The sequence below is a fragment of the Olivibacter jilunii genome (genome assembly GCF_900607235.1).
Lineage (GTDB): Bacteria > Bacteroidota > Bacteroidia > Sphingobacteriales > Sphingobacteriaceae > Olivibacter > Olivibacter oleidegradans.
Genome location: NZ_LR027860.1, coordinates 1 through 21,231 on the forward strand (window position 1 = coordinate 1; position 21,231 = coordinate 21,231).

Genomic DNA, 21,231 nt, shown 5'->3' on the forward strand with positions numbered 1-21,231 from the left:
CGTAAATACTTTCCTTTTCAATCGGATTATAGGTTAAGTCGGGGTCAATCATGGTGGCGATAAAAGCAGTGACACCTGAAAAAGTCATTTCAGCAATAAGAAAAATGAAAAATAATTGGATATAAGATTTTGATTGCAGGTAGGACGTCAATTGAGATTGTATTTGGTAAGCTATTTTAATCATCGGTTTATTAGCTAATAAAGAAAAATAAGGAAAGACATATTGATTTCACCATTCAGCGTAGAAATTTAGAAACGGTATTCTTAAATAAAAAAGTCATACATAGCAATTAAATTATTGACGTCTATAAACTTACAGTATTATTCTTAACGTTTTTTACTCAATTCCGGAAATACTTCAAACTATTTCCGGAAATTTCGGCAGCCCCGAACAATCCTTTTATGCCATATTTCTTCACTGCCTCTATTCCATTCAGGTAGTGTACAGAACCTCCTGTTGCTTGTACCCTACTAAGGGGCTCCTTAATATTCTTGCCATTAATGGTTAATACGTGGTGATTACCCAAGACGCCGACAAGGGTGTTTGCTGCCCATTTGTGATAGATGGCTATGCCTCTGTTATAGGTATATACGTTTGAGCCAGGTTCGATGTTTCCTTCAATCTTTATCTGGCCATTTAAAATAGTGTCTAATTTCCCATAGCGATAAATAAGCAAGCGTCTACTTTTTTCCTTTTTTGTCTCACTGTTGCTGACGTAATATAGGTTATCCGGTGTTAATGTCAGCAACGTATCACCTTTTAAACGGTAACTTAAGGATCCTAGAAATAGCGTATCATCTATTTCTCCAGTGGAATGAATGGCGTTAAGGCCCAGGTTTAAGCGAGAAGGAACGGAACCGGTATTGTGAGCCAAGAGAAGAGCCATTTTTTTATTCATACGAACGCTATCTTCCCTTCCATAAAAGATCTGTGCTTTGCCTCCTCTTATCTCTACTGCACCATACTGCCCGGCATCTCCGAATTTTTCCATCGCCTTTTCCCTACTGTATTCCACTATAGTGGATGCATGACTTACGCCAAGTGCGTATTTTCCTTCTTCCGGATGGAAAATGGAGTCGTTCAGGAGAATTAGTCGATCATTTGGCCGGACATACCCTTTGATTCCGCTGGAAACATTGTCAAAGAAATAATCCGGCAAATATCGTTTTCCGAAAGGAACTAGTGACCAGCCGCTTAAAGAAATAGATAAGACGACGAGAATTATTATGCTAACGGCGATCAAAGATTTACGATGATTATTACGCATAATTTAGGGTTTAAGGAATTGTCCCAAATGAATTGATTCTCTAATATACAGATTTTAGCTAAATTAATGGAGGGTTAGCTTCTATCCTACTTGCATTACTGTCTATAAAATGATTTGAGAAAGTCATAATGGCCAGTATAAAGCTTTAAGCCATTCATTTTTTAAATCAGCGGATAACAGCGTATTCAGCTTGCTATAATCACCCAACCGAACCGGTGACAAAATAAGTTGCCAAATCTGTGTTAGAAAAACCAGTAAAACCGACTTGCCGTAGCATGGTTACCAATTGTCCGCGATGGTAAGTAGCGTGATTGTTGTGGTGTAAAACGGTTTGTGCAAACTCCATTCCCCATTCTTTCCCTCTTACCTTAAACGAAATTATCTGGGAATAATTTGCTTCTGGGTAATTCGCAATGAGATCTTGGTAATCGTCCATTGTTTTCTTCCAGATTTCAATCAGCTCGCTTTTTGTTCCCGTAAATCGAGCTGAAAGAAAAACCGGATTAGCTACATTTTTCCAAAAATCAATCCAAATCTTTTTAGCACTCACTAGGTGAATTGCTGTTTTTGCAATTGAATTAAAACTGCTTGGTATTTCTTTTTCCCATTGCTCATCACTGATTTGTTCAAGCCATTTGATTACAGCGCTATCAGTCCAGTTGCTATAATTAGCAATTTCCAACAGATACTTTTTTGTCATTTTTTGTTGCGTTAAAGTGTAACGCAAAAGTAGAAGACTTGTATATGGCAGCGTTATCGCAGATCGTTCAATTGCTGTTGAGGAACAGCCATATTCTGCTGCTGAAATTGTTTAGGGCTTATGCCATAAACCTGTTTGAACGATTTCGAAAAACTTGAATGATTTTCGTATCCAACTTTATAATATACTTCGCCCGGATTTTCGTTCTGTAACAACAGGGTCTTTGCCATTTCCATTTTTTGTTGCTGGAAGTATTGGCTTGGCACTACATGGTAGAGTTTTACAAATTTTCGCTTGAAAGTAGATACGCTTGTGTTGCACAAAAACGCCAATTCTTCTAAGGTGAGATTGTTGGTTATGTTTAATTCAACTGCTTTCCGTATTTCAAGGTCCGAGTATTTTTCTTGATTTTTTACTTGGAACGCAAGCATTTCGTTCGGGTATTTTTCAAGTAGATGCAACATTAATTCTTCAAATTTCAGTTCTATTATTTTTTCAGAAAAAGATGCGGGTTTTGATTGAATGAGCTTAAGCGAGGTGATGTAGGTTCTGATAAATTCGTCTTTCTCAAATACGACAAACGGCTGATTGGGCCTGTCGGGTTTTGATGGAATTTTGTCAATTATAGAAGCGTATTTAATAAAGAATGTGGCTAATGTCGTATTATCAAAGAACAACATCAAGCTACGATAATGATTGTTTACCGGAAGTTTTTCTGTCATTAAACAATTACCGGAAGAAAGTATCGCAAATTGCTTGTCTGTAATAATGGTTTTGCTGTTGGCATAATACACTACTTTCTCGCCTTGTTCTAATAACGAAATCAGATTTTGTGGAAGAAAGATTTTGTTTCTGGGCGCTTGCCGGTCTGAAACGTAATCGTGTATGCTCAATGTATCCATTTTAGATTGCTTATCCCTAGTCTAACGTCACTCCCTGCAAAAGAATACGTTGCTCCAAATTTAGTAAATGTTTTAATCGTCTTCTTTCTTCGCCGTGAAGAAAGAAGCAAAGAACCTCGCAGCGGCAAAATTTTCTACCACGTAACTGCTCTTACTTAGCCTATAGCTACCGAAAATTTTGGAGGCTGCATTTTATGTTTATGATTGTTACTCCTTCGATCATCATACTCGAACGGAATCAGTCAATATCACCTGTAGTTCTTGCTTCCAAGTATTGTTGGTATAATATTTAGTGGAAATGCTTAATGCAGTCACCTTAGATCGCCCGTCATATCCTAGCGTCGCAATAGAAATACCTCAGTTCGAATTTAGTAGAATGTGTTTTAATCGTCTTCTTTCTTCGCCGTGAGGATTAGAAAACTTCTTCTTATTTTCGGTACGTATCAAAGAACTATCACATGGAAATTATATTATACTTTTTTTACCGTGTGGTATAAGCGTTGACAATGATTTACCAAGATCGAATAAATTATATTAGAAGGCTATGATTAGTTTGTATACGCTTAACGGTGTTGATAGCGATAAACCTACACGAGTACTCAGATATAAACTGATTTGGTGCCAACAGGGTTCTGCCAGTATTGTTATTGACGCGCAACAGTTCTCGCTCACCGAAAATGAACTGGTTTCCATCACCTCTGGTCAGGTCCATTATTTTAAAGAAATAAGAGGATGTATAAGAGTTTTAGAATTTACGCTGGACTTTATATGCAAGGATGAAAACGATATTGAACTAATTTTCCACAACGGCTTATTCTGCCATTTTGGAATGAATGAGGTAATATGCATTTATGAAACCGAAAAATTTGAAGGGCTATTAAATGCTATCGATACGGAACTAAGCACACAGCCTTATCAATACCATATTGCGCTTCGTACATACATCGAACTGTTAATCGTGGAAGTTAATCGGGCTAAAATTGCCCGTGGAGATGAAATATGGAAGCCTAGCGCTCTGTTTTTATATTTTTTAGAGCTTGTGAGGAATAATTTTTCTCGAAATTACTCTTTGGTTGATATAGCTGCTATCCTCAATACGACAGAAACAAAGTTAAATGAACTAGCTAAACTTCATACCAGTAAAACCGCGCAAAACGTAATTTACAGTCTGGTTGTATCTGAGGCGAAACGACTGCTTATTTACCAATCGCACCGTTCCATTAAGGAAATAGCTTTCGAGCTAGGTTTTAGCGATCCTTTCTATTTTTCTAACTTCTTTAAGAAACACACAACACTATCGCCAAAAGATTATAGAAAGGCCTATCTCCTCTAAATATTACATGTTTTTCCAAGCTTTGTCCATTTTATGGCTTCGCATCTATATGGATTTTTGTAAAGTATTAAAAACAAGTTATGGACACTAATATTAACAATTACATTGTTCAAAGCGAAGCCATTGAATGGATTCCTTTAATCGAGAATAATCATCATTACGAAGGCATATTTGTAAAGTCGCTTCGATACGACAAGCTAACAAAGCGATCTAAAACCATCCTTCTTAAATTCGAACCTGGTGCTGCTTATCCTTACCACAACCACCCAGCGGGAGAAGAGTTGTTTGTATTGAAGGGAGAAGCCATTATTGAGAAAACAAGACTCTCGGAGGGCTCTTATTTATATACACCCCCCAACTTCAAACATAGTGTGCATACAGAACTGGGTTGCCTTCTCTTATTGGTAATCCCTGAAGAAGTGGAAATTTTATAAGCCTACACCCCTATCATGATTAAAAAAAGAAGCCATGCACGTTCTTGACTGCATGGCATAAATAGGTGTGAACTCATTACAAAGCTTAACTCCCGATAGATAACAAGCGTTACGTTAAAATTATTCGTTTTTCTTTTACTGTGCTACTATCAGAACAAACTTTAAGGCCAATTGTAGACCATTCATTATTATCTTTAAGCTCTCTATTGCCGACAAAGAGGCTCAATAGTTACATTATTTGAATATAAAAATATATCTTTAGTGTAAGAAATAAGTAGATCTGACTTGACTACCCGGCGATAAAAGTGATCAACCTCATTTCTTGTTAAACAGGCATGTCTTCTTGGTAAACTTAAATGATGATAATGATAAAAAAGATTTCTTGGATTCTATTTGCTGCTTTATCGATAATAATTGGGCTATATCCGCTGCAATATTTCTTAATTGCCGGAAGAGTGGGAATATTAAATTCAAAACCGGCATGGCTTTTAACAGATACGTTCTGGAATGTTGCCTTTTACACGCATATTATTTTAGGGGGGCTTGCCTTACTTATTGGGTGGGTTCAATTTAGTTCAAAACTGCGGATTAAAACACCCTTGCTTCACAGGCAAGTTGGTAAAATTTATGTCGGATCGGTTTTATTAAGTTCTCTAGCTGGCTTTTACATTGCATTGTTTGCAGATGAAGGCCCCTGGACCTCCTTTGGATTTGCTTGCTTGGCCGTGATTTGGTTTTATACGACGTTGAGGGCTTACTTAACTGTCAAGAAAAAACAGTTTCTGACCCATCAAATTATGATGGTATATAGTTATGCATCTTGCTTTGCTGCCGTAACGCTAAGAATTTGGTTGCCTATTTTGATTTCAATCATCGGCAATTATAGATCAGCTTATATTATTGTGGCTTGGTGGTGTTGGCTACCTAATTTGTTTATCGCCTATTTGATCGTAAAAGGGTTAAAACATAAAAATGAGCCGGATGGTTTGGAACCTGCGGAAACGATCAATCGTTAACCTGCAATTCGTTTTCAACAAGCGCTAATGCAATACGAAATGCATTAATTCTACGCATCATTAAGGTATGTTGAGCCGAATTTTCTCTTAATTTGAGTATGGCTTTTTCGCATTTGCCAAGTGTTGAATTTAAAGCCTCTAGCGCCTCTTCTAGTTAGCCTTTGGAATATTTTGTCATATGAACAAAGTTACCATTAACTTATAAACTCCTATAATCTGAATATATAAAAAAATTCAACTGCTCCTGACATACAGTTGTCATAAGGCTAACTTACTTTTGAAATGTACAATTAAAGAAGACAGCATGAATCTAGTATCAATCCGAATTATAACGGCCAATATAAATGGCTTAATCGCATTTTATGAACAAGTGACCCAAAGTTCTGTTGTGCATTACACGCCTGATTTTGTGGAGTTGAAAACAAAAACGGCAACCTTAGCGATAGGAAGTACTCGAACGCTGCAGTTTTTCGGTGGCGATTCTGTTGCCCAGTCCGCCACAAACCGTAGTGTGATCATAGAATTTAGGGTTGAAGATGTAGATCGTGATTATGAAAGATTGGCGGATCTTTTACAGCCCTATCTTGTTCAAAAACCTACGCTAATGCCTTGGGGAAATAAATCATTATTATTCCGTGACCCTGACGGTAATTTGGTCAATTTGTTTACACCGGTAAAGAAATAAGGAGTCAATTACCAAAATTATTCTGCTCTCAACGACTTCGTGGGATTCATCCAGGCCGCTTTCAATGACTGAAAAGCCACCGTTAGCAAAGCGATCATAAGGGCAAATATACCTGCTAAGGCAAATATCCACCAATCCAGGTCAACCCGATATGCAAAATTCTCTAGCCAGCGATTCATAAAATACCAGGCCAAGGGTACGGCGATAATAAAACCGACAAGTACGAGTTTAATGTAATCTTTGCTCAACAGCCTTACGATACCTGGAATACTCGCACCCAGCACTTTCCTTATTCCGATCTCCTTCATGCGTTGTTGTGTAGAATAGGCTGCCAATCCGAATAGTCCCAAAGAGGCGATCAAAACGGCAAGTAGCGTAAATGAGGTGAATAGCTCCCCAAGTCTGATGTCATTCTTATATAATTTATTAAAATTATCATCGATAAACTGATAATCAAAGGGATATGGGGTAACATTCCTAATCACCCGCTCAAACTTCGCAATAGTCTCCTGCAAATTCTCCGATCGGATCTTAGCAGAAATATATCCTGAAGGTCCTTGATCTAGTGTCAGTACAAGTAGTCCGAGTGGTTGGTGTATGGAATTGAAATGAAAATCTTTCACCACCCCCACAATTCGCCTTTGACCACGCCCATCGGAGTAATTAAACTCCTTACCAATAGCTTCTTTTGGTGTCCAACCCAAGGCCTTAGCAACAGATTCATTTATAAGTGCAATGGGAGCACCAAGTGTGTCTGTTCCGAATTGACGCGAAAACCCTCGTCCAGCAACAAGTGGTATCCCATAAACATCGAGAAAATCATAATCTATACCAGTGGTTTGGGTTGGCAATAGTTTGCCATCACTACCTTCCCAACCAGACATGCTTTGACTGGTAATCACATCCGTGGGTAAGTATAACGAATAGCTCATTGCAACCACATGAGGATCGTGCAACAACGTTTCACGAATAGTGGAGTAGCGTTGACTCAAGTTAGCATCACTGACTTTTATGGTAAGGATATGCTCCCGATCGTATCCAAGCTCTTTATGCTGGACAAATTGCATCTGTCTATATATAATGAAACTCCCTGCCAGCAAAGCGATAGAAACAGCATATTGTCCGACAGTTAATACGCGTTGTAATGTAAAACGACTAGCGGGCACTGTATTCTTGCCCTTGAGTATAGTAACGGGTTTAAGCCTGCTCATCAGCAAGGCCGGATAGCTACCTGAAATTAGGCTTACTAGCACAACAAGCGTTAATAGCGCTGGCAACAACATGGGATTACTTAAATAATCTATATGAATGGGGCGCTCCATTAACTGGCTAAATGAAGGCAACAGTAGGTGTACCATCGCTAATGCCAGCAGAAGTGCTAGCAAAGTCATGATTACAGATTCACCCAAAAATTGTCGCATAAGTTGCCATCGCCGGGCCCCCGCTACTTTTCGTACACCAACTTCCTGAGCACGTTGGATAGACCGAGCTACCGCTATGTTGGTATAATTGGCACAAGCGAGTAGTAGCACAATGAAACCGATTGCTAAAAAAAGGTATACGTATCTTTGACTTCCCCCCTTCTCAAAGGGAAATGTTTTCAGATGTTGCGATTTGAGATGAATGTCTCGCAAGGGTTGGAATAAAAAAGCCATACGATCTTCCGGTCTCCAATCAGCCAAGTTTCTGTCAATGTAAGCACGCATTTTTTCCTCTACCCTATGGGTATCCGCTCCTGATGCTAAAACCACATAGGTATACAAACCGTTATTGTACCAAGGTTCTCTGGCGATACAATCTCGATAGTACTGATCAGATAATGCAGGGAGAATATAACTGAAGGCTAGATGCGAGGTTTCAGGTACATCAGCCATAATACCCGTAACAATATGCGGTTGTTGGTTTTGATATATCAACGTTTGACCAATAGGGTTTTGCTCACCAAATATTTTTCGAGCAAAAGAGGCGGTAAGCACAATGCTATTGGGACTTTCAAGAGCTGTTGCCGCATCGCCCTGTAGAAACGGAAAGGTAAATATTTTTAGGAAATTAGTATCAGCAAGAATTCCTTCCTCCGTAAAGCGTTTGTCACCTAAACTGATCAGTGGATTAAAGGTTGGAAACACCGAAGTCGCGCTCGTAACTTCCGAAAGTTCTTTCTTGAGGGTAGAAGCTAATGCGGGTGATGTAGCAGCCCAATGATCCGCTCCTTTAGAATCTGGACGCCGCTGGATAACGCGATATAACTGATCACTATTTTTATGAAATCGATCATACGATAATTCATGTTGCACAAAAATCAATATGAGGATAAAACAGGCTAGTCCTGAAGCGAGGCCAAATATATTGATAAACGAATAAACCGGATTCTTGCGGAGGTTTCGCAGTGCAATCTTAATATAATTTCTTATCATAAGACAGAAGCTTTATCCTGAGAAAACAAGAACACTGCCATATGCATTAAATCTCTTCTAAGTCGTGCCATCCGCACTTTGGCTGGCATCTACTGTTCGTTTATGGACGGCTAGTGTTCGAAAGCGCACAGTAGATTTCCAACGGCACGAGATAAGCTGCACTAAATACGCTCAGAAATATTCCTGATTTAGGTAAATCAAATGGCTGCCCTGAATTGCATCGGCGAAAGTTTCGTTTTCATTTTAAATAGCCTACTGAATGACTGCGGATGCTCGAAACCTAACTCATAGGCTACTTCGCTGATTGTTAAGGTAGTGATTGCGAGTAGTTCTTTGGCTTTCTCAATGAGCTTTTCATGTATATGCTGCTGGGCATTCAGACCGGTGAGCGAACGCAGCATATCGCTTAGATAATTGGCGGTGTAATGTAAATGTTCGGCCAAGTATTGTACGGTTGGCATACCGTGCTTTACCGCCTCGCCTTTCTCAAAGTAGGTATTCAGTAGTTCTTCCAATTGTTGAAGTAAGTCGCTGCTAGCCGGCTGGCGGGTCAAGAACTGACGCTTGTAGAAGCGCTTGGCATAACTCAGCAGCAACTCGATCTGTGCAATAATTACTTCGCGGCTGAAATCGTCTATCCGGCTATTGAGTTCGTCGCGAATGATGGCAAAGATGGACGATACCGTTGTCCGCTCCTTCTCGGACAGGTGCAGCGCCTCGTTTGAGGCGTAGGAAAAGAAACCGTATTGTTTAATTTTCGCAGCTAGCGGATATCCTTGAAAAAAATCCTGATGAATAATCAACGAATAACCTTCATTCCCTTGGTAGTTTGAGGTATTACCAACAAGCTGGTTAGGTGCTGTAAACAGAAGACTTCCCTCGTCAAAATCATAATAGCCTTGGCCGTATCTAAACTTGCCACCTAACTTTGTTATAAAGGAAATTTTGTAAAGACTGGTTACGTAACTTAATGGTAATCGACTTAGGTTGATCCGCCCTTCTGTGGTATCCAGTAAACTGATCAGCGGATGACCAGGGCCCGGAAGACCGAGTATACGGTGTATCTCGGTTATGGATTCGAGTTTGGCGACTTTTGGCGTTTGCGGTTTCATGCTGTAAGATAATGATTATGACCGTTTCTTATTTCAAGCAACGGTCATAAAGTAAGCAACCTTAATACTATCTTGTACTTGATGACGGTTTACCAAGGTAGCGGGCCATCCGGACCGGTAAAACGACCGGTGGGGCCGTCCGTCTCCAGCGCTACGCGAACCGGTTCGCGGGACCCCACTTCCAGACTGTCCGTGCCCTGAAAGTTATTCAGCGCAGTGGCTGTAAAACCCGGGCTCGTAGCGTTAACCTTGATGTTTTCTTTTTCCAGTTCTAGGGCAAAGGAAAGGGTAACGGCATTAAGGGCTGTTTTTGATGCGGCATATACTACACCAAAGTGCTCTCTTGCCCAACAAGCCGGGTCGGATACCCAAGTGAGTGATCCCAGCCCGCTCGATACATTGACGATGCGGGCCGCATCAGACTTACGCAGTAAGGGTAGCGCTGCCTGTGTTACGGCAATGACGCCGAATACGTTGGTTTCCCAAACTGCCCGCACTTCGTCAAGCGATGCGGTGGTAGCACGGCCTTCTGCCAAAACCTCTTCCATTGGTCGACCGGGTTTTCCAGCATGGGATATACCCGCGTTGTTGACCAGCAAATCAAGGCGGCCATATTCTTGCTCGATACGCGCTACTGCGGCGTTAATGGATTGTTGTTGGGTAACATTCAGCTGGATAGCCGTGGCATTCTCACCGATTTCAGCGGCTGCTTTTTCGCCATTGCTTAAGTTACGTGAACCTACATATACTTGATAGCCATTTGCTGCTAACGCTTTGGCGATTTCATTACCTACACCCTGATTGGCGCCTGTCACCAATGCAACCGGCTGCTTATTGTTCTTTGACGCTGCTTGATTTTTCATAAGTATTACAATTAACAATTACTGATACAAAAATCTGCATTCGGCTCCGCACCCTTGTAACTAAATCAAGGAGTCTTGTAACTGAAATGCCTGATCTTGAGACGACCTGCTTTTCTCCTAATAGGACGGCATACGTGATACCGACCAACTGATGGTACTCAAAATAGCATCATGTAATCTTTTAATTTACCTCGCAATATTTTCAACGATTTGGTTATTCGATACTCCACCGTTTTAATGGACACATCAAGTTTGGATGATATCTTTGCATTGGTCAGCCCTTCAAAACGACTCATTTCAAATGTTTCGCGATAGCTTTCCGGGAGATCTCGAATGGCATCGTTTATCTTAAGGGCCAATTCATCTGCCATATAAAAGTCGGGATCATCTAGCTGCTCTCCTTCTAAACTGTCGTAAAGTTTAGCATGTATGCGTTCGCGGTATTTTTGCTTGCGGATGGCGTTGAACGATCGATTCTTTACAGCAATAAAAAGATAGGATTTGAGGGAAGTGGCGATGATTAAATGCTTTCTTGCTTCCCAAATATAGAGCATCAGATCCTGCACCAACTCCTCTGCATCCGTATCGGATAAAAACTGGGCAGCGTAGGCACACAAAGGCGCATAATATTTCAGAAACATCTCTTTATACGCAAGCAAATTCCCTTCTCGTATGGCCTCGAAGAGATCTAGATCATTCATAATATCATCAGGTTGCAAACAAAGATAGGGATTATCACTATAGCAACAAAAGCAATTGTTTACTCTAAAACACAAGAAAAAAATATTTTAGTTTAGGGTATGCGGAGAGTTATGTGTCGTCCGTGTATAAAACAGCATAAACTTGAATAAAGACCAATATAACGGAATACCGGAGGCGTCTACCTTGATGGGCTATCTCGCGGGAACACTTACTGCTGAAGAAAAACAGCTGGTAGAAAAGTGGGCCAATAGCTCCGTTCTCAATCAACTACTCCTACAACGCATGGCCTTTATTTATGATGCACGACAAGTAGAACAGAGACTAAAATATACAGATTCACACACTGCATTCAACCATCTTGAGCAGCGCATGCGGGGAAAAAAGCGGTTGCGGATTCTCAAAAGAGTAAGCATCGCTGCAGCCATTTTTATCGGATTAGTCGGCTTGGGTACGCTATTTATTACCCCCAGCCCAAAAGCAACTTCCTCTACCCTTGTCACGGTTTCTGCTCAAAACCATGCGCAAACCAAACTGACACTGCCAGACGGATCTCAGGTTTTTCTTGGCGCAGGAAGCAGTATTAGTTATCCGGCTTTAATGGATCAAGAAAGGCACGTTACCTTGCATGGCAAAGGATACTTTTCGATCGTACCGAATGCAAAGGCACCGTTTCAGGTGAAGGTTGGTGATGGCGCTATGTATATCAACGTTTTGGGAACGGCTTTTAGCATAGAAGAAAACCGAGAAAGCCAAACCTTTCAGACCACACTGATATCCGGAAGTATTGAGTTGGCTTTTCCGGAAAAAAAGATAAAAAAACGTTTAAAACCTACTGAAAAAGCAATTTATACAACAGAAGACAACAATCTATCCATAACAACAGTTAACACGGATCGAGCATTAGACTGGCTGCACAATCGCTTGGTATTCAGAAAAACACCGATGAAAGAGGTACTGAATCGCATCAGTACGTTTTACGATGTTGACATTGAAGTCGCTGATAGGTCTGTTGAACAAGGGACCTTTACGGGTACTTTTGAAAATAAACCTTTACTTCAAGTACTGGATTATATTACGCTTGCATCGAAAATGACTTATTCATTTGAACATGCGACACCAAAAACCGGAACAAAACCTTTAATAAAAATAACCAAACAACGCTAACAAAAAGATTGGGGACGATCTTGGTATAAACCTAATGTAATTGCCTATGATAAAATAAGAGCACCTAAAAATAAAAACACGGAAACATGTTACCAGCATGTTCCCGCGTAAAATAAATCAAAAACAAATTTATTTTTTTACTTAAATCATAACAAAAATATGAAAATTGTCTATCAACTCCAACGCGCGTGGAGCTGGCATTATTGTTATTGCAAATTCTCCAATATATTACGTACTATGAAATTAATACTGGCATTTTTTTTCTTGTCAGTCAATGTTGTATTCGCAATAGATTCTTATGCGCAGCAAACCAAATTATCATTTGAGCTTAAAAATAAACGAATCATTGATGTACTAGATGCGATTGAAGAACAATCTGACTTTCGTTTCTTTTACGATGGAAACCTCATTGATGTAGAACAGCCCATATCTATAAAGGCTGATAAACGAGCGGTTCTTGCAATTTTATCAGATATTTTCTCCACACGTGAAGTTGATTATAAAGTTATTGGCAATGATGTGATTTTAACAGCCGTAAGCCCTAAAAGCGCCAAGCAGACGGCAACGGGTAAACAGCAAATGGTTAGCGGACAAGTGCTTGATGAAATGGGAGAGCCCTTACCAGGTGTAAGCGTGCTATTAAAAAACACCAAAATCGGTACGTTAACTGATGCAAACGGTAAGTATAGTCTCCGAGTAAGTGAAACAGAGGGTGTATTGATTTTTTCCTATCTCGGTTATAATTCCCTTGAGGAAAGCATCGGCGCCCGAACAACGGTCAGTGTTACGCTGACGGGAGAAATGCAACAAATGGAAGAGGTAGTAGCTGTAGGTTACGGCACGGTCAAACGCGCGAACTTAGGAGGAGCGGTATCCACCCTAGATTCACGTACCTTCGAATCACGACCGGTACGGAATGCCGCCAACGCACTGCAAGGACAGGTTCCGGGGCTTACTGTGGTCCGTAATGGTGGGGCACCCGGTAGCAGTCCGGCATTGCGTATACGCGATGTATCCTCTGTTAACGGCGGTTCTCCACTGGTACTCATCGATGGAGCAGAAGGTGATATCGGTCTGATTAATCCAGCCGATATCGAAAATATTTCGGTTTTGAAAGATGGAACGGCTGCTATTTACGGAGCCAGAGCGGCGGACGGCGTTATTTTAGTGACCACAAAGAACGGTCGGAAAAATCAAGACCTTCGAATTTCTTTAGACAGCTATTACTCGCTTAAAACACCGGCTTTGGTGAAGGAAGCAGCCAGCCTATACGAGCACGCTGCAATGGCCTTGGAAATCAGCGATGGTTCTTTCCCCATCGAATATACTCAAGAAGAACTGCAACTTATTCTGGAAGGTAGCGACCGTGTAGACCCTACTTCTAATTGGGGACGGTGGACGGGCTATCCCAAATTCTATAAAAATCAAGATTGGAACAAATTAATCATTGGCAACGGCAGTCTACAGAACTATCATCTTGGTATTTCGGGAGGTGGCGATAAATATACCTACCTGATATCTTTGGGGCATGCCCGCGAAGAAGGGTTACCTAAATTTGGCATTGATAATGACAAACGCTATTATGCGCGGGCAAAATCAACCATTGATCTCACCAAAAACCTACAGTACGATTTTAATTTATCGTATGAAGCCAATAACCGAAACTATTCCTCGGGTATCAGTGAAGGGCAAAACATATGGGAACTTACCTATAAAACGCGAAGCTGGGCACCACTCCGTAATCCTGCAGGCAATTTTTACACCTTCGAAGGTTTTGACAATCCGGCACAGGTATTGGAAGAGGGTGGAGAATCTTCGCTTACCGGAGGAAACCTCACCTTTAACAACCAGTTGACCTATAAAGTAACCAAAGACCTGAACTTGGTAGGAAGAGCGGTGGTACGTAAGAATGACATTGATAGTTCCATTGTGCAGAAAATATTATATAGCTACAATTGGGATAATGTCAACCATCGGACAGCTAGACTCCCTAATAGTGCCGAACGAAAATATGCTAAAACGCTTTATAAGAATTTTACTTTATATGGCGACTACAAAAAAACCATCGGACAGCATGATATCGGTGTAATGATTGGTGCGGCAAGCGAATCTGCCAATTACGATATGTTTCGTGCTAAGCGCATCAATTTCGATCAGCAGGAGTCCATGCCGTTGAATTTAGGCAGCGCACAAGACCAATTAGCTACGAGCCATGGTAATGCCTGGACCATCAATTCGTTCTTTTCGCGGGTTAATTATGCGTTCAACAATAAATACCTCCTGGAGGCAACCCTCAGAGCAGATGGTAGTTCGCGTTTTGACCCTGATAGCCGCTGGGGCTATTTTCCGGGTGCAAATGCTACCTGGCGTCTGGCCGAGGAGGCTTTTATCAAAAAGCTGAACTTTTTTGATGATCTGAAGTTGCGGGCTTCCTATGGTGAAATGGGTAACCAGTCTGGCATTGGACCCTATGATTATATCGAGCTAGTGAGCCTTTACGCAGGCTATTATCCCTTCGGTAATGGCCAGCGCGGCCAACTGGCTACACAGTCCAACCTCGTCTCAAAATCAAGAACCTGGGAAACCATTATCTCGAAAAACATCGGTATGGATTTTAGTATGCTGCGCGATCGCTTGTATGGTTCGTTGGACTATTTCTGGAAAAACAATAACAACATGTTGATACCCATTGCCTACCCATCGGCATTGGGTATTGAAGCGCCTACTACCAATAGCGGCAAGCTGGCTGTTCAGGGCTGGGAACTCAATATTGGCTGGCGCGACCAAGTGGGTGATCTCAGCTATTCCGTACGTGCCAATATCAGCGATGCGAAAAATAAAGTAACGCAACGGATCGGTAACAACCTGATTGAGCTTGGCAATAACGCTACACCGGCAGGTTACCCCTTAAATTCTTACTTTGGCTATGTGTTTGACGGCATTATCCAGAATGAGCAGGAGTTGGCCGACTATCGGGCACGTTTCCCCAATGAAGGGATGATCCAAACCCAGGTAGGCATTGGTGATGCAAAGTATAAAGACCTGGACGGTGATGGCAGGTTATCTGAATTAGGCAACGGCAGCCCAGGATCAGGCGATTTAATTTATTTGGGAGACACCAACCCGCGTTATAATTTTGGTATTAACCTCTTTGCTTCTTATAAGGGTTTTGATTTCACGGCATTCATTCAAGGCATAGGCAGACGCACTATGATTTTAGAAGGTGAAGCTTCCATGCCCTTCTATTACCCTTGGTTCCAGTCGGCGCAATATTGGTATGGCAAAACCTGGACACCCGAGCGGACCGATGCCCAATACCCGGCCATTACGCTGACGGATAAACGCTATTACAACTATAATCCTTCTACTAACACCACCCATCGGGTCGGCTATGCCCGGCTTAAGAACCTCCAGATCGGTTATACTTTCCCTAAAAAATTGACCCAGCGGATCAAACTTGAAAAGCTTCGGATCTATTTCAGTGGTGAGGACCTATTCGAAATTCACAATACACCGGGCGGTTGGGATCCGGAAGATAGAGGCAATATAGAAGGTGGTGGCAGCTACACAAGCTATCCTTTTGCACGTAATTATTCATTGGGCCTTAATCTTATTTTCTAAACGTAACATGTATATCATCATGAAAAAATATCCATCAAGAATCTTTACAGCCATCGCGATACCACTGCTTATGGTCAATTGTCAGAAGATCGACTTAAGCCCCAAAGATAACCTAAGCGACAGCCAGTTTTGGAAAGGGCCGAGCGATTTTATGAAAGCGGTCAATCAATTATATACTACTGCTGAATCATTTGACGTGAAAGATGTGGATAGTGATATTGGCTATAATCAAGCTCCAGACGTTTTCAGCAATGGCACCTGGAGCGCTCCTACCAGCGATACTTTATGGAGCAATCGCTTTGCAGACCTGCGCAATTGCAATAAAATCATTGAAAAAAGTGAAAGCTATGCCGGCGATCCAAAGGAAATTGAACGCTATGTTGCGGAGGCGCGCTTTTTCAGGGCCTATAACCATTGGCGCTTAATGAAGCGCTTCAATGACATTCCGATTCTAACGAGTGTTTTGAGCACCGACTCCGAAGAGCTATATGGCAAGCGTCAACCACAGGCGACGGCCGAAGACTTCATTTTGTCGGAACTTGAAGAAGCTGCTTCTAAGCTCCCTAAACAAAGTGAAGTTCAGTCGAGCGAGCTCGGTCGTGTTACTCAAGGAGCAGCCCTTGCCTTAAAAGCACGTGTAGCTCTTTTTGCTGGAACATGGGCCAAATATCACCAGCATCGGGGCGACTACGGTCAGTTATTGGATCAAGCGATAGATGCTGCAAAACGGGTTATCGAAAGCAACGAATACCAATTATTCGAGGGCGCAGGGGACGATAGCTATCGTCAGCTGTTCATTGACCAAGGGGATGACTCACACGAGGGCATCTTCGACAGTCGTTATGCCAAAAACATCCGCATGCATTCTGCCGCGCATTCCGTTTATTGGGGCTGGCGGGGAACGCCGACCAAAAAATTGGCTGATATGTACCTCTGCAAAAGCAGCGGCCTTCCCATCGAAAAAAGCAATTCGGGCTTTCAGGGTTATGAGAAAATCAGCGATGAATTCAGTAACCGTGATCCCCGGATGTCGCAAACTTTTATCATGCCCGGCACCAACTACCGCAATGCTAATGGTCCCGACTCGTGTGTAGCAAAGTTTACCGTTCGCCCGGAAACCCGCACAGGTTACAAGCTATGGAAGTTTATGGGCGAAACGGTTGCCGGTGTTAATGAAGCAATCTATGATTACCATATTATCCGTTATCCGGAAGTCTTACTTATCTTAGCTGAAGCCACTTTTGAGAAAGATGGTGCTATCAGTGATAATGTGCTGAATCAAACAATCAATGTGATCCGTTCGCGGAAAGGCGTGGAAATGCCGGTGCTAAGTAATGCCTTTGTGAACAGCAACGCTTTGGACATGTTGACCGAAATCCGTCGCGAGCGTACCATCGAGTTAGCTTTTGAAGGTTTTCGACGAGACGACCTACGCCGCTGGAAAACCGCCGCGACAGAACTCGTTAAACCTCTACTTGGCATTAAATATAAAGGAACGCAATATGAACAACTCAAGGTATTGAACGACGGTAACCCGGGTAATGTAGATGCGAATGGCTTTCTGATTATCGACCCGGCGAATGCCCGTTTTTTCAGAACACCTAAACATTATTATTATCCCGTTCCGTTGGATGAGTTAACGCTCAATCCTAATTTATTACCCAATAATCCGGGCTGGTAACTTATAACAGAAAAAGAAGGGGGTACGCAACAAGGTTCCCTCTTCAATAAATAAATAAATTCTATGTATACAAAAAAAGCATTCTTTTTTATTTTCCTGATTTTTATAACGAATACAATGTATGACCTCGCCTACGGTCAAGCAAATGATCGAACTGGTAACGAGGCACCCCGAATCATCAATATTGTGAATTTCATCCGTCAAACAGACTACCGGGTACAAGATGCCGATAGTCTCTTGTTCGAAACGGTAAGGAAGCAGATTCAACTTGTCAATCAATATCAGTTTCCGGCTACTTTCTTGTTTCAATACGATGCTTTGATTAATCCGAAATATCAGACGCTCATGAAAAGCCAGTTACGCGAAAACTGTGAAATTGGAGCTTGGTGGGAAATTACGCAGCCGCATGTAGAAGCCGCAGGTATTAAATGGCGCGGAGAACATGCGTGGGTTTCTCATGCTAATATTGCCTTCACCACTGGCTACAGTCCGGAAGAAAGAGAAAAATTGGTAGACGTCTATATGGAAAAGTTTAAAGAGATCTATGGCCAATATCCCAAGTCGGTTGGTTCTTGGTTTATCGACTCACATACACTGGCCTATATGTATGACAAATATGGAATCATTGCTTCCTGTAATTGCAAAGATCAGGTAGGAACAGATGGGTATACGCTCTGGGGCGGATATTGGAATCAAGCCTATTATCCTAGTAAACTGAATGCCTATATGCCAGCACAAAGCAAGATGTCTCAGATTCCGGTTCCGATTTTTCGCATGCTCGGGAGCGATCCTATTTACCAATACGATACCGGCTTGGGAGATTCCCGTCAAGGAGTAATCTCTCTGGAGCCCGTTTACCAGGAGTCAGGTAAGAATAAAAAATGGGTCGAGTACTTTTTGGAATCTGTTGTGAACCAGCCCTGCCTAGCCTTTAGCTATGCACAAGCTGGTCAGGAAAACTCGTTCACTTGGGATGGAATGGAAGCAGGTTTAACCATGCAATTTCCCTTATTTGATTCATTATCGAAAGCCGGGAAAATCCGGATAGAAACATTGGCAAGTTCCGCGGCCTGGTTCAAAGCAAGGTTTGATATGACGCCAGCAACGGCCGTGACAACGATCGATGATGTGCGGGATGAAGGGCGTAAAAGTGTATGGTTTAACAGCCGTTACTACCGTACTAACTTGTTGTGGGAAAAAGAAAGTTTTCGATTCCGGGATATACATCTATTTGATGAAGAATTTGAATCCAGCTATTTGCGGAAAGCAGGTACCGGGAACCAATTTTTTTATTATGCGCTACCCATTGTAGATGGTTTTAACTGGAGTACGAAAGAGGATCGCGCGGGACTCCGCATCGTGAAAATAGGTTCTGGTGGAAGAAAAGTGAGCCTCTCTTTAAAAGACCCAACGGTAACAGAGAAGGAAAAAAATGTATTAGAGGTAAGCACGCGGGATGAAGCGGGAAATATTTTTACGATCATTTTCCACGAAGACCGCTTTGAAGTGAACTGTAAACCGAAAGAAAAAGGATTCAATTGGATATTGGAACTACACACCGCGGTATCTGCGAACCTGCCTTTCCAATCTATTACGCGCAAACAAGTAAAGGCGGAATTTCGAAATTTTTCTTATAGTCTTAATTGTAACAAGGGATCAATTCAACAAGGTGCCGAAACAAATGAGGCGGTTTTCCAGATAATGCCTGCGGCACATCAAATCGTTCTGGATTGCACTAACCCTTAGTATTTTTAGGAGGTGGTGCATTATGGCAGCTTCATTGTAAATAACTTAAAATGAGTGAAACGAGTTCATGCCAAAGGCAGCATGAATATTGTTAGAAACAGACACAAAGAATAAAATAATTACGTTAATGAAAATTACCTTTATAGTATTTCGACTAAGTTCTTTAAAATATTTTCTTTTAGGAGTCGCTCTTGTGTTCATTAATTTAGGAGCAAACGCACAAATAGCTTCTTCTGATACCGCGCTTCAGCTAAAAGGCAATCGCTTTGTCACCTTATGCATCATGATACGCACTACCCCCTGGGAGGTGTCACGTGATGTCAAATTGCATCCACGTGATGAGGGAGATTGGCATACCTTAGAGGGTGTGCGCGCTTTACGGGAAGCCTTTGCAAAGAACAATTCCGATGGCCGTTTGACTTGGGGATTTACATTAAATGCCTTGGAAGACCAACGCGAAAATTTTAAGCGAATACGTGATTATGTAGTCGACTGTCAAAAAAAGTATGGTGATGAAGTATCATACTTTCCAGGTTATTTCCCCGCTATGTATCTGCCACGTGAGCGGGTAAATCGCGAAATATCGGAGGCGCTAACACTCATTTCCAATATGGTAGGAAATGGTTATCGTCCACAATCAATCATGGGCGGATTTTTATCGGCAGACAACCTTAAATACCTTGCAGAAAAGGAAAATATTCATGTGGCGCATGCTGTGATATGGAGCCAGCACAATATTGATGGCGGTGGAGCGGATGGTTCACCTTCCTATCCTTTTTATCCTTCTACAGAGCACTTTTGCAAACCCGCGCAGGGGAAGGCTGATTTTATTGATTGTGTAAACTTGGATGGCTGGACGGTAGACTTTATCTGTGCCCGCCAGAGCGGTGCCAATGGTCACGAAATAACCGGCTATAACAGTCGCCGAGGTGTAGGTCCTATTGAGACTTATAAAGGCTGGGGTTTAGACCTCGGACACCGGGAAGTCATGCATACGCAGGCTATTCATTTTGACAAAGGCATGGAGTTAAATGGATTTGGCTGGGTAACCAACATTTGGGAGGCGCAAATGGTGCATGAATTTGGGCGGGAGTTTATCTGTGAGGCGATGGAAAAATGGGTAACGGATACAAAAAAGCGTTGGCCGGATACGCACTTTACCAGTTTCGGCGAATTTGGTAATCTCTGGAGAAAGGAGCATGCCTCAAATGAGGATTGGAATTATCGATTTATAGAAAAGGGTTCTGGATTAGGTGATTCTTATAATAACCTGGAAATTAAATGGTTTATGAATAAATCATTTCGTTTGGCTTTACTCCGTAATTGGCATAAAAAGGAGTCCCCTACCTATGTTATTGATTTTACACGATATGACCTTTCTGCACGGGAGCCGGCAGACCCCTCGCCAAACAAACCAGGTAAAGACTGGAGTCTGATGAATGTGCTGAACCAAAAAGGTTTAAGGCCCCAGGATAAGCCTAAACAACTGAGCGAATTGGCTACGAATGATCAGCAGTTGATTAAAAAATACTATCCAGAGCTTTTTAGCAATTAGACAACTTACCGTATTCAGTTACATGATTTTTTGGG

At 41.8% G+C, this 21,231-nt stretch carries 17 protein-coding genes; 9 read left to right on the forward strand and 8 right to left on the reverse strand.

Going from position 1 to position 21,231, the window contains the following annotated elements; translation table 11 throughout:
* From E0E36_RS25910 to E0E36_RS25925, 4 genes are all read right to left on the reverse strand, one after another.
* Positions 1–184: hypothetical protein (locus E0E36_RS25910; RefSeq protein ID WP_130858357.1), on the reverse strand; the 184-nt coding region annotated here is incomplete at its 3' end.
* Positions 185–341: 157 nt separating this feature from the next.
* A complete protein-coding gene (locus E0E36_RS25915; protein WP_130858358.1) occupies positions 342–1,268 on the reverse strand; it encodes a hypothetical protein in 927 nt (308 codons plus the stop codon).
* 199 nt (positions 1,269–1,467) lie between these two features.
* Positions 1,468–1,968: a DinB family protein gene (locus E0E36_RS25920; protein WP_013667669.1), complete on the reverse strand. Its 501-nt coding sequence runs from the start codon at positions 1,966–1,968 to the stop codon at positions 1,468–1,470.
* Positions 1,969–2,021: 53 nt separating this feature from the next.
* Positions 2,022–2,870 (reverse strand): helix-turn-helix domain-containing protein, encoded by an 849-nt coding sequence (locus E0E36_RS25925; RefSeq protein WP_130858359.1) that lies wholly within the window; start codon positions 2,868–2,870, stop codon positions 2,022–2,024.
* A gap of 544 nt (positions 2,871–3,414) precedes the next feature.
* Here E0E36_RS25925 and E0E36_RS25930 point away from each other — a divergent pair.
* From E0E36_RS25930 to E0E36_RS25950, 4 genes are all read left to right on the forward strand, one after another.
* Positions 3,415–4,203 carry an AraC family transcriptional regulator gene (locus tag E0E36_RS25930; protein WP_130858360.1) on the forward strand — a complete coding sequence of 263 codons (789 nt, stop codon included), beginning with the start codon at positions 3,415–3,417 and terminating at the stop codon, positions 4,201–4,203.
* 80 nt (positions 4,204–4,283) lie between these two features.
* A complete protein-coding gene (locus E0E36_RS25935) occupies positions 4,284–4,637 on the forward strand; it encodes a cupin domain-containing protein (RefSeq protein ID WP_013667672.1) in 354 nt (117 codons plus the stop codon).
* A gap of 365 nt (positions 4,638–5,002) precedes the next feature.
* Positions 5,003–5,653 carry a DUF2306 domain-containing protein gene (locus E0E36_RS25940; protein ID WP_013667673.1) on the forward strand — a complete coding sequence of 217 codons (651 nt, stop codon included), beginning with the start codon at positions 5,003–5,005 and terminating at the stop codon, positions 5,651–5,653.
* Positions 5,654–5,957: 304 nt separating this feature from the next.
* A complete protein-coding gene (locus E0E36_RS25950; protein WP_130858361.1) occupies positions 5,958–6,338 on the forward strand; it encodes a VOC family protein in 381 nt (126 codons plus the stop codon).
* Positions 6,339–6,355: 17 nt separating this feature from the next.
* Here the strand turns inward: E0E36_RS25950 and E0E36_RS25955 are convergent, their stop codons facing one another.
* The 4 genes from E0E36_RS25955 to E0E36_RS25970 form a co-directional block, all read right to left on the reverse strand.
* Entirely contained in the window at positions 6,356–8,752 is a 2,397-nt protein-coding gene (locus E0E36_RS25955) for an ABC transporter permease (protein ID WP_130858362.1), read from the reverse strand.
* A 197-nt stretch (positions 8,753–8,949) separates the two neighbouring features.
* On the reverse strand, positions 8,950–9,864 hold the full coding sequence (locus E0E36_RS25960; protein WP_130858363.1) for a helix-turn-helix domain-containing protein: 915 nt from the start codon (positions 9,862–9,864) through the stop codon (positions 8,950–8,952).
* A gap of 89 nt (positions 9,865–9,953) precedes the next feature.
* Entirely contained in the window at positions 9,954–10,727 is a 774-nt protein-coding gene (locus E0E36_RS25965) for an SDR family NAD(P)-dependent oxidoreductase (protein ID WP_130858364.1), read from the reverse strand.
* A gap of 158 nt (positions 10,728–10,885) precedes the next feature.
* Complete coding sequence (locus E0E36_RS25970) at positions 10,886–11,428, reverse strand: RNA polymerase sigma-70 factor (RefSeq protein ID WP_130858365.1); 543 nt, start codon at positions 11,426–11,428, stop codon at positions 10,886–10,888.
* A gap of 142 nt (positions 11,429–11,570) precedes the next feature.
* On the opposite strand from E0E36_RS25970, the gene E0E36_RS25975 reads away from it, so the two are divergent.
* The 5 genes from E0E36_RS25975 to E0E36_RS25995 all read left to right on the forward strand — a co-directional run bounded on the left by E0E36_RS25975 (position 11,571) and on the right by E0E36_RS25995 (position 21,196).
* The gene (locus E0E36_RS25975; RefSeq protein WP_130858366.1) at positions 11,571–12,593 is read left to right on the forward strand and encodes a FecR family protein; all 1,023 of its coding nucleotides are present in this window, start codon (positions 11,571–11,573) and stop codon (positions 12,591–12,593) included.
* 237 nt (positions 12,594–12,830) lie between these two features.
* Positions 12,831–16,214, forward strand: a complete 3,384-nt coding sequence (locus E0E36_RS25980) for a SusC/RagA family TonB-linked outer membrane protein (protein WP_130858367.1) — start codon at positions 12,831–12,833, stop codon at positions 16,212–16,214.
* 19 nt (positions 16,215–16,233) lie between these two features.
* Positions 16,234–17,895, forward strand: a complete 1,662-nt coding sequence (locus E0E36_RS25985) for a RagB/SusD family nutrient uptake outer membrane protein (RefSeq protein WP_130858368.1) — start codon at positions 16,234–16,236, stop codon at positions 17,893–17,895.
* A 63-nt stretch (positions 17,896–17,958) separates the two neighbouring features.
* Positions 17,959–19,641: a hypothetical protein gene (locus E0E36_RS25990; protein ID WP_130858369.1), complete on the forward strand. Its 1,683-nt coding sequence runs from the start codon at positions 17,959–17,961 to the stop codon at positions 19,639–19,641.
* A 127-nt stretch (positions 19,642–19,768) separates the two neighbouring features.
* A complete protein-coding gene (locus tag E0E36_RS25995) occupies positions 19,769–21,196 on the forward strand; it encodes a DUF3863 domain-containing protein (protein ID WP_130858370.1) in 1,428 nt (475 codons plus the stop codon).
* Positions 21,197–21,231: the final 35 nt, after the last annotated feature.